The organism is Wohlfahrtiimonas chitiniclastica (genome assembly GCF_002252325.1).
Taxonomy (GTDB): domain Bacteria; phylum Pseudomonadota; class Gammaproteobacteria; order Cardiobacteriales; family Wohlfahrtiimonadaceae; genus Wohlfahrtiimonas; species Wohlfahrtiimonas chitiniclastica.
The window spans coordinates 600,861-615,171 of sequence record NZ_NEFL01000001.1 but is presented as its reverse complement, the minus strand read 5'-3'; the positions used below and the strand labels follow the sequence as shown (position 1 = coordinate 615,171).

Here is a 14,311-nt window from a genome sequence, read left to right as displayed (position 1 = left end):
AGATCAAAACACCCCAAAGTGAGTTAAACCTTGGGGTATTTTTGATGTGTCAGCAATATTTACCAAGAGATGATCAATGAAACAGAAAGATATTTTAGATGAAGAATGGACGCCCCTTAAACTCATTGGCTTATTGATGTGTGTGGGCGTCCTTTTCATCATTGGCCATTATCAATATTGTCACTGGAGAAATGGCGAAAAATATACGCCAAGATCATGCAAAGTTGTGACAGCGATTGTCAATGCAGTCACGGGGATGAAATAGAGATGTCATAATCCCCCAATGGAGAGATATTTGGTTTCAAGATAAGGTTCAATGCCTTCTGAGCCACCTTCGCTGCCAATGCCGCTCTCTTTCATGCCGCCAAATGGCGCTTGTGCAGTGCTCGGCAAACCATCGTTCCACCCCAAAATGCCAAAGTCAAGATTCTCTTGGAAATGGATGCCGCGGCGATAATCTTGTGTAAAAAAGTAAGCGGCTAAGCCAAAGGGAGTACCATTGGCAATGTCCACGGCTTCTTGATCATCTTTAAACGTCATGATGGGTGCCACTGGCCCGAAGGTTTCTTCATGCATGATGTCCATCTCAAGGGTGACATTGCCAAGTACAGTTGGGTGAATGAAGAAAAAGCCTTTGTCCGCATCATGATGCGTGGTGCCGCCTGCTAAGACCGTTGCACCTTTACGTTTGGCATCTTCAATTTGTGCCACAATTTTATCAAAGCCCTTTTGATTGATGACAGGACCGACATCTACATCGGGCAGTAAACCATTGCCCACTTTAAGATTTTTTGCTGCATTGGCAAATTTTTCGCTGAATACATCTACGATTGCTTCATGCACTAAAAAACGATTGGCGCATACGCAGGTTTGGCCAGCATTGCGAAACTTAGAGGCTAAGGCTGCACTGACGGCCGCATCAATATCCGCATCTTCACAGATAATGAAAGGTGCATGACCGCCTAATTCCATTGAAACACCTTTAACCGTCTCCGCGGACTCTTTGATCAACAATTTACCTACGGGCGTTGAGCCAGTGAAGGTGATTTTGCGCACGTATGGGCTTTTTGTGAAAAGTGGGCCCACATCGGCGCCGCGCCCATTGACGATTTGCACCACATCTTCGGGAATGCCGGCTTCATGGGCGAGCTCGACTAAGCGGATCATGGTCAGTGGTGTATCTTCAGCAGGTTTGACAATGAAGGTACAGCCCGCGGCCAAAGCAGGCCCTGCTTTTCGCGTCATCATGGCTGCCGGAAAGTTCCAAGGTGTAATCGCCGCCACAAGGCCAATGGCTTGACGCGTAACAATGAGGCGTTTGTCTGTGCCATTAGCGGGCACGGTGCGACCATATAGGCGTTTGGCTTCTTCTGCAAACCATGTCAGGTAACTGGCGGCATATGCCACTTCACCGCGGGATTCAGCGAGGGGTTTACCATTTTCTTGTGTCATCAATGTGGCCAGGGATTCTTGATTTTCTAGCACCAGTTCAGCCCAACGATTCAATAGGGCAGCACGTGCATATGCGTTGGTTTTACTGAAGGTTTTAAAGGCCTCGTGTCCCGCTTTGAGTTTACGCTCAATGGTGGATTCGTTGTCTAATTCGATATTCGCCAGCACATCACCGGTGGCTGGATTGGTCACGGTTAATAATTCATTCATATATTCTCCTTAGGTGTCGTTGTTTTTGTGATCTTTCTATTTTGATACCATTTTTTTATAGAATGTTCAATTGTAGTTTACAAAATTATTAAATGTAAACTTAAAGTTTATTTCAAATGGTTCAGTACCCTCAATCACTTTGCTTCAGTCGATCAGGCAGGTGTGCTGCCAAAAAGTTGACGCAACTTTTGAGCTTTGCCGAGTGATTCAGACGCGTGGGGTAAACGGCCCAGATGTCGGCATCTTGCCAGTAATCGTCCAATACGCGGATGAGTGAACCTTGACACAAATCCCCATGAATATCCCACTGTGAGCGCAGCATAATGCCATGGCCATCGAGTGCCCATTGTCGAATGAGTTCGCCATTGTTTGAGGACAATTTTCCGCTCACTTTGATCTGTTGCTCACCCATTGCGGATGTGAATTTCCAAAGAGCATAGGGTGCATCACGCTCTTCGATGATGAGGCAATCGTGGTTCAGCAAATCTGTCAGATGCTCAGGTTTCCCGCAGCGCTCAAAATATTGTGGAGATGCGCACAAAATGCGGCGATTGTGTGCTAAGCGCTTTGCGATCATGTCTGGGGCAATGTGGTTGCCGATGTGAATGTCTAAATCCACATGTTCAGCAATCAAATCTTGCAATTGGTCAATGGTGTCAAAACGCAGTGTGATGTTAGGGTATTGTGTGACAAAGTCGGACAACAGTGGCGCAACATAGCGTCGCCCAAAGCCTAAGCTGCTGGTGATGGTTAAATGTCCTTGAGGCTGATGGCTGTTTTCGGTCAGATCTTCAGCCATTTGCTGCACATTGAGTAAAATCTCTTGTGCCCATTGATGGGCTTTTTCTCCCTGCGGTGTGAGGGCGAGTGTGCGCGTGGTGCGGTGCAGCAATTGATACCCTAAATTTGTTTCCAATGTTTGAATGCGTTTAGAGATGTAAGCGCGAGAGACGCCAAGAGCATCGGCAGTTTGTATGAAGCTGCGGTTTTTCACTACCATGAGGAAGATATATAAATCATTGGTTTGTGGAAAATTTTGAAAATGATTCATGGGCAGTTTTCTCAAAAATGGATGGCCATTAACTTAACGAGTTTTTCAGGCATTGTCACGGATTGTTTCCATTATGGAGAGAGTCAGTTTCTAAAATGTGACTGATGAGTGTGATTTTTTCTGTCATGATTCATACACAACAGACAATATAATCACCCATTTAAGGAGAAAGGCATGAGCCGCACATTTAAAATTGCAGTATTGGCAGGAGATGGCATTGGTAAAGAGGTAATGCCTGAAGGATTAAAAGTACTAGAGCGCGTGATGGCACTGTATGATCTTCATCTATCGTTTGAAGTGTTTGATTGGGCAAACTGCGACTATTATGCGCAGCATGGCTCGATGATGCCAGAAGATTGGTTTGAAACCTTACAATCATTTGATGCCATTTATTATGGTGCCGTCGGTTGGCCAGAATTGGTGCCCGATCACATCTCATTGTGGGGCTCTTTATTGCAATTTAGACGCCGATTTGATCAATACGTGAATCTTCGTCCTGTGCGATTGTTTCCGGGCGTGACGTCACCTTTGGCGAACAAAGCACCTGGGGACATTGATTTTTACGTGATCCGTGAAAATACAGAAGGGGAGTATTCAGCCATCGGTGGCAAAGTGTTCGAAGGCACAGAGCATGAATTTGTCTTGCAGGAATCTGTATTCAGTAAGCGTGGGATTGATCGCATTTTGCGTTATGCGTTTGACTTTGCAAAAAAACGTGAGCGCAAGCAATTGACGAGTGCCACAAAATCCAATGGCTTAGCGTTAAGCATGCCTTATTGGGATGAGCGCGTTGAGGCCATGGCAGCGAATTATCCTGAGATTACATGGGATAAGCAGCACATTGATATTTTATGTGCCCGCTTTGTGATGCGTCCTGAGCAGTTTGATGTGGTGGTGGCATCGAATCTATTTGGTGACATTTTATCTGACTTAGGGCCCGCTTGCACTGGCACAATGGGGCTTGCACCTTCTGCAAATATCAATCCTGAGCGCAATTTCCCATCCTTGTTTGAACCTGTGCATGGTTCTGCGCCAGACATCTATGGGCAAAACATTGCCAACCCGATCGCCATGATTTGGTCGGGGGCGATGATGCTCAATTTCTTTGGTGATTTAGAGGGCTGTGAGCGTTATCAAGCGGCGCATGATGCGATCTTGCAAGCCATTGAGCAAGTGCTCGCCACAGGTCCCTATACAAAAGACATGGGCGGCAATGAGTCCACGCAATCTATGGGGGATGCCATCGTGCGCATCATAGAAGCCCACGCATAGTGATGAATCGTTGTCATTGCCCTGAAAGAGGAAGCCTTTTTCAGGGCTTTTTTGATGGGGGTGATTTTTTCCTGGCCATGAACACGGTAGAATGGGCGGGCATTCATCATTACAATTGAGAATGAGAATTATCTGCATTTAAAAGACATGGATGCATCAGAGATGGTAAAATCATCAGATCCTCAATGGAGGACAGGGCAATCTTCACTGCGTGAGGATTGAATGGATCAGGACGCAATGGGAAACATTTCATGAATAAAGAGACATTTGGAGATCGATTGCTTCAGTTATTAAAACATAAGCGCTGGAGCCAGCGTAAAGTGTCTGAAGCTTTAGGCATCTCGAGAACAGCCGTGAATAAATGGACCAAAGGCGGCATGATCGATGATGCAAATTTAGAACGCTTGGCCGCATTTTTGGATGTGGATAAAATTTGGCTCAAATATGGTGAGTATTATGGCAGCGCGGAAAAAGATGAGAATCAACAGCTGTTAGCGCGTCATATCAATGATTTTTATCTACATGAATCAAATCAGATTGTGACATGGGATTGGGACATTCTCACCGATGAGGTGCGCTATTCTGATAACGTTGAACAAGTGTATGGCATGGCGATTCACAGCAATGATGACTTTTTATCCTTGATGACAGAAAAATCCCGCGACAGATTGTTGGCCGGTTACACCAAAATCATTCAAAATGGCGGTGCGCATGAGCTTGATTTTAAAATTCACCAAAATGGTGAGTCGCGCTGGATTAAATCAAGGGCGGCCGGCGTAAAAGGCCCAAATGGTAAAATCACCAAGATTGTGGGCATCAGTTTAGATTACACCAAGCAAAAGAAAGAAGAGATTGCACTGCGTCAGCAACACTGTTTTTTTGAGTTTTTTTTACAGCAGCAAACGGAATTGGTGGTGTTCATGGATCAAAAGGGCGGCATTATGGCAAGCAACTGTGCGGCGCATCAATTAGATTTTTTAAAGCTGCAAGCCTTTTTGTATCAATGGGCGATGGATGCGGCACAAGCATTGGCAGACATTGTTTCAATGGGGCAAGGCACCCTTGAGTATCAGGGCAAATCATTGCAGTTAAGCGTAGGGTGTGATGACAGTGGCCGACATTTTTTAATGCTCAAAAGCTTGCCCGATGCTTGGCGCGAATCTTAGACCCTAAAAAAATGGGAGGCATTCGCCTCCCGAAGGGCTAGGATGATTCACAAAAATTATAAGTCGAGCACAAGGCGTTTGCCTTTAGCGCGGGAGACACAGATCATCATGGTTTTTTGTTCGGCTTGTTCATCTTCATCGAGATAAAGGTCACGATGATCCGCCTCGCCTTCTAAAATGGCAGTTTCACACGTGCCACAGACGCCATTGCGACACAGACACTCTACATTGATGCGTTTATCTGCCTCGATTGCTTGTAAAATGGAGGTCTTTTCATCCACCATTAAACTAAAGCCTGAGCGATTAAACACCACTTCGAAGGCATCGCCCGTGCTGCCTGTTTCAGTAAAATTCTCAAAATGCACATGGTCTGCCCCAAGGATCGATGTGCCAGCGTCAATGACGGCATCAATCAGAGATTGCGGGCCACACACATACACATGGCTGTGTTTAGGCTGCTGCTCGATCAATGTTTGCACATTGAGTTGTTGATCTTGAGAATTGTCATAAATAAAGAGCTGATCCTTCAGTGCCGTTTTGAGGTGGTCAATAAAAGCGGCATTTTGACCATCACGAAAAGTGTAATGGAGCTCAAAGGGTAGCCCTAAGGATTTGACGGTATATAAATAGGAAAGAAAGGGCGTGATGCCGATGCCACCTGCAATGAAAAGATGTTTTGCTGTGGGATCTTCATTTAAAGGAAAGAAGTTATCCGCAGGTGAAATCTCAATGATGTCACCTTCTTGCACACCGTGATGCATATGGTGTGAGCCACCTGCCGATTGTTCTGCATGTAGCACCGCAATTTGATAATGCTCAGGATTGTTCGGATCACTGATGAGGGAATAGGCTTTGGTCATCTCAATGGCATCTAAATGCAGACGAATATGGCTGCCCGCGCTAAAGGGCAGCAACGGTGCATCGATGGGATGAAATTCAAATTGTTTAATGGTTGGGGTCAACGGCACAATTTTGCCAACTTTGACGGGGATTTTAGCGGAAACCATAAAAGCCTCTTTATCTCGATGATTGTGATGATTAAGCCGCGAGTGAGGATGGCTCACTCGCCCTTTTCAGTTGAATATTTATTGTTCGTGGGCACGGGCAACGTGCTGATGGAAGTGGGCAACGCCATGTTCGCTGATGCCACTGCGCTGACGATCCGCCATGATTCGACCTTGACCACGATAACCCCTTGAGGTTAAACCTTTTTGCACCCCTTCGACTAAACGTAAATCTTCAGGACGGAACACAGTGCGATACCATTCGATCAAGTTCTTTTGATATTCGGTGAGCTCCTCATTGAGGAAATAGATGTCGTAAAATTGTAGTGTTTCACCTGCGCTGACCGGGAATTCATAAATGACCGTCATAAAATCACCACCTGGAGGCATGTTGAACATGGTGCATGGCCAGATCCAAAAACCGTAGAATTTAGGATCTTTGACAGATTCATCAAATTGATAAGAGGATTCTGATGGTTTTGCTTGCCCGATTTGTACCGTCCAATTGTCATACAGATTGTGTTCATACACATTCACATCCACAGAGCTTGCAAAGCTCACATGATTCGTGGGGCAGTGGTAGCACTCAATGTAGTTATCGACGATGGTTTTCCAGTTGGCCGCCGTAGGATTGACAAAGCGTGCGGCTAATTTCAAATCTTTGATCGATGGGCAAGCATTTTCCATTTGCGCTTTTAAGCCAGGTAGTTGCGCTTCGATGGGTTCAGGCTCACCTTGTGTGAGATTGATGTAAACAAAGCCTGCATACTCTGTGACATGAAAGCCACTTAAACTCATGGCAGAGGCATCAAAGTTCGCAACGTTTTCACAGTTGGTTGCATGGGCTAATTCACCATCTAATTTAAATGCCCACGCATGATACGGGCACGTGATGACATTTTTTGCTTTACCGCCTTCGCCACTCAATAATTGATGGCCACGATGGGGGCAAACATTGTAAAAGCCGCGCAATACATTGTCACGGCCGCGGACTAAAATTAAGCTCTCTCCGATGATTTCTCGGATGATGTAGGCATTTTTCTCTGCCAATTCGCTGATGTGTGCCACACAAATCCAAGAATTCGCAAAGATGCGTTCTTTTTCCGTTTCAAAAATCTCCTCAGATGTGTAGTACTGCGCAGGAATTGTCCATGCGTTGTCTAAGTCAATATGATCTTGAATGGATATGTTTTTTTTTGTCATTGTCATACTCTCGCCTCTCCTCTGTAGTTTAAATGTAAACTTTAGGTTTACTTTTGATGATCCTATAACAAGATTTCTAAGGGGTCAATGCTCTTTTGAAAATTCTTTAAAATATTTTTGCAAGTGAATAAAATCACTAAATTTTGATTGGTATCATAGGTTAGTGGTTAATTTACCAGGAAATTTTTGATCAAAATCAATGTAAGAAGGACTACATATGACAAACATAACTATTGACGTCGAGGTTGATCATGAGTTAAAAGTGTAAACCTTGGGTGTCAAATTGATGCTCAGAATAAGAAAATATAATGGAGGAGTGTGAATGATGCGGAGTAAGAATGCGGTATTTTATGTCTCGTTAGGGTTGAGCTTAATTGTGATCGCCCTAGGGGTCATCATACCAGAGCAGGTGGAGGCATTTTCAAAGGGATCTTTAGGATTCATCTATAACAATCTTGGGTGGTTCATCTTAGGTTCAGTCTTGGTGTTTTTCCTATTTTGTATGTATTTGGCCATTACACGTTTTGGTCACATTCGATTAGGAGATGACGACGACCGGCCGGAATACAGCACATTGACATGGGTGGCGATGTTGTTCAGCGCATCGATTGGCATCAGCTTAGTATTTTGGGGCGTGGCAGAACCGGTTTCTTATTACATTTCACCCCCTGTCGGTGAGGGGCACACAGAGGAAGCAGCAAAAACAGCCATGCAATATGTGTATCTCCATTGGGGGGTCTCTGCATGGGCATGTTACGCTTTAGTGGGTGTGTCGTTGGCATATTTTCAATTTAGAAAAAAATTGCCAGCCTCTTTGAGCTCTGTTTTTTATCCATTGGTGGGTGATCGCATTTATGGCACATTTGGCAAATGGATCAACATTCTGGTGATTTTCTCTGTGGTGATCGGCATTGCCACATCCTTAGGTTTTGGGACACTACAGGTGAACAGTGGACTCAATATTTTATGGGACATTCCGGTGTCAACGCAGGTACAGTTTTTTATCATTGCCGTGGTTTCCATCATTTACATCGCTTCCACCATTTCAGGTTTGCAAGGGGCGATTAAGCATTTATCTAATTTAAACATGTTATTAGCATTTGCGATGCTGGGTTTTGTGCTGTTTTTAGGGCCTACGCAAACCATTTTTAAAGTTTTGTTCCAAGGCATCGGCGATTATGCGCAAAACTTCATCAATATGTCTTTGCGGACGGAGCCTTATGGCAATGGCGATTGGATTGCAAATTGGACGCTCTTCTATTTTGGTTGGTGGATTGCATGGTCACCGTTGGTGGGTAGTTTTGTGGCACGCATCTCAAAAGGCAGAACCATTCGTGAATTTATGGTGGGCGCGGTGTTCATTCCTGTGTTGGGCTCGTTTTTCTGGTTTGCGGTGATGGGCGGCAGTGCCATTCACATCATCCAAAATCTTGGGCAAACGGCATTGGCGTCTGTGGTGGCAGAAGATGTGACCTCTGCCTTCTTTGTCTTTTTGGAGAACTTCCCATATCCTGTTTTTACCAGCATTTTAACCATTGTATTGGTGATGATCTTCTTCATCACATCGGCAAACTCAGCATTATTCGTGTTGGGTATGGTGAGTGAAAATGGTAATCCGAATCCGACAAATCGCGTGAAGATCATTTGGGGTGTGGTGATCGGTGCGATTTCCACGGTATTGATTGTGTCAGGTGGTTTAGCAGGTTTACAATCGGCATTGGTGGCGATGTCTGTGCCTTTAGCGGTGATGATGTTGGTGATCTGTATCTCCACATATAAGGGGCTCAAAGGTGAGTTAAAACCGGTGCAGCATACGTATCTACAAGCAGAAACAGTGGCGATTAAGCCAGCGCCCACAGTGGATTAATTGAGATTGACTGCTCAAAGCCCTTGCAGAGCATTGCAGGGGCTTTTTTGTTCGTTATAATGTTGGTTTAGCCATGCACTTGATGACAAGAATTTGCGAATTCCTTAACCTTTATGACTTTATGAAAAATTTTTCCATCGAACACCTTCACACCGCAACATTACCTGCAATGCGCAATGTCATTTTCATCAATGGCTTTTTAAATGAAACCCATGCTGATTTTACCGAATGGCTGGCAAGCGAATCGGCATTAGATGCCACATCAAATGTGTATGGCGTTCAGTGGCCGTCTCAATCGATGGCGGACATCAGCGAGATGATGAATGCATTATTGCAACGCAAATGGGATGCATTATTGAAAAATCCTTGGCATCGCGCGATGAAGAACGCAGAGAAGGCAGGGCATGCGCTTGGGGCTGCATTGTCACAGAGGACATTGCCAGTGACGTTGGTGGGGCATTCTTTAGGGTGCCGCGTGATTTATTATGCACTTCGACATACGAAGTGCGCGGTTGATGATGTGATTTTGCTGGGCGGCGCCGTTGGTAATCAGAGTCAAGATTGGGAGAATGCTGCACGTATGGTGAATGGACGGATTTATAATTGCCATTCAATGCATGATGATGTACTTAAATATTCCTATCGAACCTCGATGGCCTGGCTCAGTGCACCGATTGGCTATGCGCCGATTGCAACACAACATCCGAAGATTGCCAACATCGATTGCAGTGGGATCATCACCCGTCATGGTCAATGGAAGCGCCATTATGGAACGATTTATGATCAATTGTATAAAAATTATCAAAATCTTGATTCGTTGTTTACTAAATGACACAACCGTGCAAAGATAAATGGTATTATCTATTCATAATGTAATTAATGAATGAATATAAGAAAATAATAAAGTGAATATATTGGAATCAATGAGCCCTAATCGGATTAAGATTAGGGTTTTTTATTTTCATCCATTGGTTATATAATAAGAAACATAAATCCAATAATGATAAGGAAAACCATGCCCATTCCATTAAAAAATCCCACTGTTCTCGAGTGCCAAAATTGTCACTTTACCTTTAAAATCATCGGTGATGATTTAAGTTTTCCCCATCAATGCCCAAAATGTGGCGCGAATGATTGGCAAATGAAGAGATGAACCATGAAAACTAAAAATACACAATTGGCCTATCGTCTAGGGGAGATTTTAGCGAAACTCAACCTTGGGGATCGCTTAGAAGTGGCGATGTTGGCTGAAGAGTTTAATGTCACAGAACGCACGATCATTCGCGATTTAAAAGAGCGCCTTGTTTTTCTCGATTGGGAAGAGCAAGGGCCAAAGTACTATAGTCTGTCAAAGTCTTCATTGGGGCAATTGTATCCTGAGGATGTGGATCGCTTTGCCCATTTTGCGAGCATTCAAAACCTATTTCCAAAACTTGATCGCGAGTTTTTCCAACAAAAGTTGACGCAAAGCGTGTGTGTCAAAGGGCACAATTATGAGGACATTTCTCATAAAAAAGGGGATTTTGACCTCATTAAAGCGGCGATTGAGTCACAAAAGCTATTGTGTTTTAGTTATTATAAAAATCAGTCAAAAAGCCATAAGAGCTATCGCGTGGCGCCTTATATTTTGATCAACCGCTCGGGGATTTGGTATTTGATGGCCGATGATCAAGGGCAGATCAAAACCTTTTGTTTCTCACGCATTGAAGGCATCAGTGTACAAAATGAGCATTTTACGTTGGATCAAGCCATTTTAGAGGACCTCAAAAACATTGACAGCGTCTATTATGGCAATCAGATCAAAGCAGTGACAGTGTTCGTCCGTGGTGAAGTGGCGATCTATTTTAAGCGGCGTAAATTATTGCCCAATCAATCGATCATTGAAGAGAAAAACAATGGTGATTTGGTGGTGATGAGTGAACATGTCAGTGCCCAAGAGATCTTAGCGTTGGTGCGTTATTGGATTCCCAATGTCAAAATTCTCTCGCCTGAGGGTTTGCAAACAGAACTTGAGGAGGGGTTGCAAGCCTATTTGTTGAGCTTTGAGTGATCTTTCCTCTATAATGCCGCTTTAATCATCACTAGGATACTATGCAAACACCGATCAACACGCACGAAGAGGGGACAACAGAGCTCGCAGCCGTTCTGATTGCCGTCACCGAGTCACAAGCAAAAGTGCTGACGGTGGCAGATGGCAATTCGTTGCCTTGTGGCCCTTTGTCGCCCATTCATCGCTCTTTGCAGGCCGGTGTGCGCCAATGGGTGGAAACGCAAACGCATCAACCGCTTGGCTATGTTGAGCAGCTTTATACCTTTGTGGATACCCAACGTAAAACGTCCTCCGGGCATTATCTGATTTATATCAGCTATCTAGGATTGGTGCGTGAAGAGCACAATCATCTAGAAACCGGCGCCATTTGGCGCAATTGGTATGATTATTTTCCGTGGGAAGATCATCGAGAAGGGCGACCAAGCTTTATTGATCAGCATCTGTTGCCACTGTTTCGCCATTGGATCAATGGGGGTAATAGTCTTTCAGAGCAGCGCTTTCGTGAGGAGCATGTCAAATTATGTTGGGGCATTGCTCCGTTCACATGGAATGAAGAGTATGTGCTTCAGCGCTATGAGTTGATGTACGAAGTGGGCATGATTCCTGAATCGACGGCATCGGATGCACCATTGCCGCCCCAATATTCAGGGCAGCCGATGCACCATGATCATCGCCGTGTATTGGCCTCTGCGATGGCGCGTTTACGCGCGAAAATCAAATATCGCCCCGTAATTTTTGAGCTGTTGCCGCCAGCGTTTACATTACTACAACTACAACAAAGCATTGAGGCGCTCGGTGGTATTGTGCTCCATAAGCAGAATTTTCGCCGCTTTATATTGCAGCAAGCCCTCATTGAAGAAACAGGCACCCTCGATCATAACGGGCAAGGGCGACCGGCGCGTTTGTATCAATTTAGGGATGATGTGCTCCTAGAACGCTCATTATCCGGCAGTAAATTACCGATTGCTCGTTGATTACGCAGGCCCAACATGATTGAAGAGCGCTGTATATTTTTGCGTATCGCCTTGCACTTGTAGATTCACTTTGTGCTGCTCTGCAAAGTCAAGCATGCGATCAATGCCACGTTTTGCTTGTTGAGCAATCATTGGATCGACCATGATTTCATGTTTAAAATCGGTCAGGGCAGCCTCTATTTTCTCTAAAGTATTCATCGCCATCCATGGGCAAAGGGCGCAGCTTTTACAAGTGGCGCTGTTGCCGGCTGTGGGCGCGATGATCAATGTTTTATCGGGTACAGCTTGCGAGAGCTTATAAAAAATGCCTTGATCTGTGGCGACAATCAGCGTGGGTGCTTCTAACTGTTTGGCGGCTGCAACGAGCTGTGAGGTTGAGCCCACAATGTCCGCCTCTAAAATCACCGCTTCACTCGATTCAGGGTGCACAAGCACTTTGGCATTCGGATGTTGAGCTTTAAGCGCTTGCAGTTCAAAGGCTTTAAATTCATCGTGTACAATGCAATGACCTTGCCAGAGCAGCATATCTGCACCTGTTTGCGCTTTGATGTAAGCCCCTAAATGACGATCAGGCCCCCAGATGATGGAATGCCCTTGTTGATGGAGCATGCGCACAATATCAACGCCGATGGCTGAGGTCACCACATAATCTGCCCGCGCTTTAACGGCTGCGCTGGTGTTGGCATACACCACAACGGTGCGATCCGGATGTTGATCACAAAAGTTAGAAAATTCATCAATCGGGCAGCTTAAATCTAACGAGCACGTTGCCTCTAAATCTGCCATTAAGACGCGTTTATGTGGGCTGAGAATTTTTGCCGTTTCCCCCATGAAGCGTACGCCAGCGACGATGAGGGTTTGTGCTTTGGCATCACGACCAAATCGCGCCATCTCTAATGAATCTGCCACGCAGCCGCCTGTTGCTTCTGCCAATGCTTGAATGGCAGGGTCAGTGTAGTAATGGGCAATCAGCACAGCATCATGTGCGGCCAATTGCGCCTTGATTCTCTCAATCACAATCACTCCTATCCTCTGTGGGTTTTATTATACTCATTTTGAGCATAACTTTTTTATTCTGCCTTGGCAATCCCTTTTACGTTGATTTATTTTGTTGTGATTCAACGGTTAAAAATATATACTCAAAATGAGTATAAATAATTAGGGAGGATGAAAAATGATTGCCCCATTGCCAGATGTATTGTTAGCACCTTGTGTAGATGCAGCATTGGCCGAGGATTTAGGCCGCCGCGGTGATGTCACAAGTTTAGCCACCATTGGTGAAGATCAACAAGCCACATTGCATGTGATTGCCAGGGAAGAGGGCATCGTTGCAGGTATGGATTTAGCACGCTTAGCTTGGTTGCGTTTTGATGAAAATATCCGCTATACGCCGCATGTCAAAGATGGTGATACCATGACGCCAAGCATGTGTTTAGCCACAGTGACAGGCGCTGCGCGTTCATTATTGGCAGCAGAACGTACGGCGCTGAACTTTATGACGCATTTAAGCGGCATTGCGACACAAGTCAATAACATTGTGACGATGGTGAAGGATGAAAAAGCGCAAATCACCTGTACGCGTAAGACATTGCCAGGCTTACGGACATTACAAAAATATGCGGTGCGCGTTGGCGGTGGGCGCAATCATCGTATGGGATTAGATGATGCCATTTTGATTAAGGATAATCACATTGCGATCGCAGGCAGTCTCACAAAAGCAATTATGGATGCAAAAGCCTATGCAGGGCATCTGATTCCGATTGAAGTGGAAGTGGATACCTTAGCTCAATTAGAAGAGGCATTGGCAGCAGGCGTGCATTTAGTTTTGTTAGATAATATGGACACGGCAACATTAACGCAAGCGGTGCGCTTATGTGAAGGCAAGTGCCAAACAGAAGCATCGGGCGGCATTACGCAGGAGAATGTATTGAATGTGGCTAAAACTGGCGTGGACTTCATTGCCATCGGTGCATTGACACACAGCGTACGCTCGGTGGACATCGGTTTAGATTTTATACCCGTCCCATAAAAAATGCCCGATGATTCGGGCATGATCTTTAAA

Annotated in this window: 12 protein-coding genes and 1 pseudogene; 8 read left to right on the top strand and 5 right to left on the bottom strand. The window is 45.0% G+C overall.

Going from position 1 to position 14,311, the window contains the following annotated elements; all coding sequences use genetic code 11:
- Positions 1–76 precede the first annotated feature (76 nt).
- A complete protein-coding gene (locus B9T10_RS02925; RefSeq protein WP_094537757.1) occupies positions 77–265 on the top strand; it encodes a hypothetical protein in 189 nt (62 codons plus the stop codon).
- Between the two features lie 5 nt (positions 266–270).
- Here B9T10_RS02925 and B9T10_RS02920 read toward each other — a convergent pair whose 3' ends face one another.
- Together B9T10_RS02920 and B9T10_RS02915 are read right to left on the bottom strand one after the other, a co-directional pair.
- Positions 271–1,662, bottom strand: coding sequence for an NAD-dependent succinate-semialdehyde dehydrogenase (locus tag B9T10_RS02920; RefSeq protein ID WP_094537756.1), 1,392 nt, complete (start codon positions 1,660–1,662; stop codon positions 271–273).
- 130 nt (positions 1,663–1,792) lie between these two features.
- On the bottom strand, positions 1,793–2,713 hold the full coding sequence (locus B9T10_RS02915) for a LysR family transcriptional regulator (protein WP_094537755.1): 921 nt from the start codon (positions 2,711–2,713) through the stop codon (positions 1,793–1,795).
- 174 nt (positions 2,714–2,887) lie between these two features.
- Between B9T10_RS02915 and B9T10_RS02910 the strand changes: the two genes are divergently transcribed.
- Positions 2,888–3,985, top strand: a complete 1,098-nt coding sequence (locus B9T10_RS02910) for a tartrate dehydrogenase (RefSeq protein WP_094537754.1) — start codon at positions 2,888–2,890, stop codon at positions 3,983–3,985.
- Positions 3,986–4,236: 251 nt separating this feature from the next.
- Entirely contained in the window at positions 4,237–5,151 is a 915-nt protein-coding gene (locus B9T10_RS02905) for a helix-turn-helix domain-containing protein (protein WP_094488483.1), read from the top strand.
- Positions 5,152–5,207: 56 nt separating this feature from the next.
- Here the strand turns inward: B9T10_RS02905 and B9T10_RS02900 are convergent, their stop codons facing one another.
- Positions 5,208–6,158 (bottom strand): PDR/VanB family oxidoreductase, encoded by a 951-nt coding sequence (locus B9T10_RS02900; RefSeq protein ID WP_063503586.1) that lies wholly within the window; start codon positions 6,156–6,158, stop codon positions 5,208–5,210.
- 78 nt (positions 6,159–6,236) lie between these two features.
- Positions 6,237–7,364, bottom strand: coding sequence for an aromatic ring-hydroxylating oxygenase subunit alpha (locus tag B9T10_RS02895; RefSeq protein ID WP_094537753.1), 1,128 nt, complete (start codon positions 7,362–7,364; stop codon positions 6,237–6,239).
- 319 nt (positions 7,365–7,683) lie between these two features.
- Between B9T10_RS02895 and B9T10_RS02890 the strand changes: the two genes are divergently transcribed.
- The 4 genes from B9T10_RS02890 (at position 7,684) to B9T10_RS02870 (ending at position 12,249) form a co-directional block, all read left to right on the top strand.
- On the top strand, positions 7,684–9,225 hold the full coding sequence (locus tag B9T10_RS02890) for a BCCT family transporter (RefSeq protein WP_094538016.1): 1,542 nt from the start codon (positions 7,684–7,686) through the stop codon (positions 9,223–9,225).
- 121 nt (positions 9,226–9,346) lie between these two features.
- Entirely contained in the window at positions 9,347–10,057 is a 711-nt protein-coding gene (locus B9T10_RS02885; RefSeq protein WP_094537752.1) for a DUF726 domain-containing protein, read from the top strand.
- Between the two features lie 324 nt (positions 10,058–10,381).
- A complete protein-coding gene (locus B9T10_RS02875) occupies positions 10,382–11,275 on the top strand; it encodes a helix-turn-helix transcriptional regulator (protein WP_094537750.1) in 894 nt (297 codons plus the stop codon).
- A gap of 41 nt (positions 11,276–11,316) precedes the next feature.
- Complete coding sequence (locus B9T10_RS02870) at positions 11,317–12,249, top strand: NUDIX hydrolase (RefSeq protein ID WP_094537749.1); 933 nt, start codon at positions 11,317–11,319, stop codon at positions 12,247–12,249.
- Here B9T10_RS02870 and nadA read toward each other — a convergent pair.
- A pseudogene (gene nadA / locus B9T10_RS02865) lies at positions 12,250–13,257 on the bottom strand (quinolinate synthase NadA); the annotation flags it as partial.
- A 166-nt stretch (positions 13,258–13,423) separates the two neighbouring features.
- Here nadA and nadC point away from each other — a divergent pair.
- Positions 13,424–14,278, top strand: coding sequence for a carboxylating nicotinate-nucleotide diphosphorylase (gene nadC / locus B9T10_RS02860; protein ID WP_094537747.1), 855 nt, complete (start codon positions 13,424–13,426; stop codon positions 14,276–14,278).
- Positions 14,279–14,311 lie beyond the last annotated feature (33 nt).

Coding starts and splice junctions, on each gene's coding strand:
- B9T10_RS02925 (WP_094537757.1), top strand. CDS start 77: ATGAAACAGAAAGATATTTTAGATGAAGAATGGACGCCCCTTAAACTC.
- B9T10_RS02920 (WP_094537756.1), bottom strand. CDS start 1,662: ATGAATGAATTATTAACCGTGACCAATCCAGCCACCGGTGATGTGCTG.
- B9T10_RS02915 (WP_094537755.1), bottom strand. CDS start 2,713: ATGAATCATTTTCAAAATTTTCCACAAACCAATGATTTATATATCTTC.
- B9T10_RS02910 (WP_094537754.1), top strand. CDS start 2,888: ATGAGCCGCACATTTAAAATTGCAGTATTGGCAGGAGATGGCATTGGT.
- B9T10_RS02905 (WP_094488483.1), top strand. CDS start 4,237: ATGAATAAAGAGACATTTGGAGATCGATTGCTTCAGTTATTAAAACAT.
- B9T10_RS02900 (WP_063503586.1), bottom strand. CDS start 6,158: ATGGTTTCCGCTAAAATCCCCGTCAAAGTTGGCAAAATTGTGCCGTTG.
- B9T10_RS02895 (WP_094537753.1), bottom strand. CDS start 7,364: ATGACAATGACAAAAAAAAACATATCCATTCAAGATCATATTGACTTA.
- B9T10_RS02890 (WP_094538016.1), top strand. CDS start 7,684: ATGCGGAGTAAGAATGCGGTATTTTATGTCTCGTTAGGGTTGAGCTTA.
- B9T10_RS02885 (WP_094537752.1), top strand. CDS start 9,347: ATGAAAAATTTTTCCATCGAACACCTTCACACCGCAACATTACCTGCA.
- B9T10_RS02875 (WP_094537750.1), top strand. CDS start 10,382: ATGAAAACTAAAAATACACAATTGGCCTATCGTCTAGGGGAGATTTTA.
- B9T10_RS02870 (WP_094537749.1), top strand. CDS start 11,317: ATGCAAACACCGATCAACACGCACGAAGAGGGGACAACAGAGCTCGCA.
- nadC (WP_094537747.1), top strand. CDS start 13,424: ATGATTGCCCCATTGCCAGATGTATTGTTAGCACCTTGTGTAGATGCA.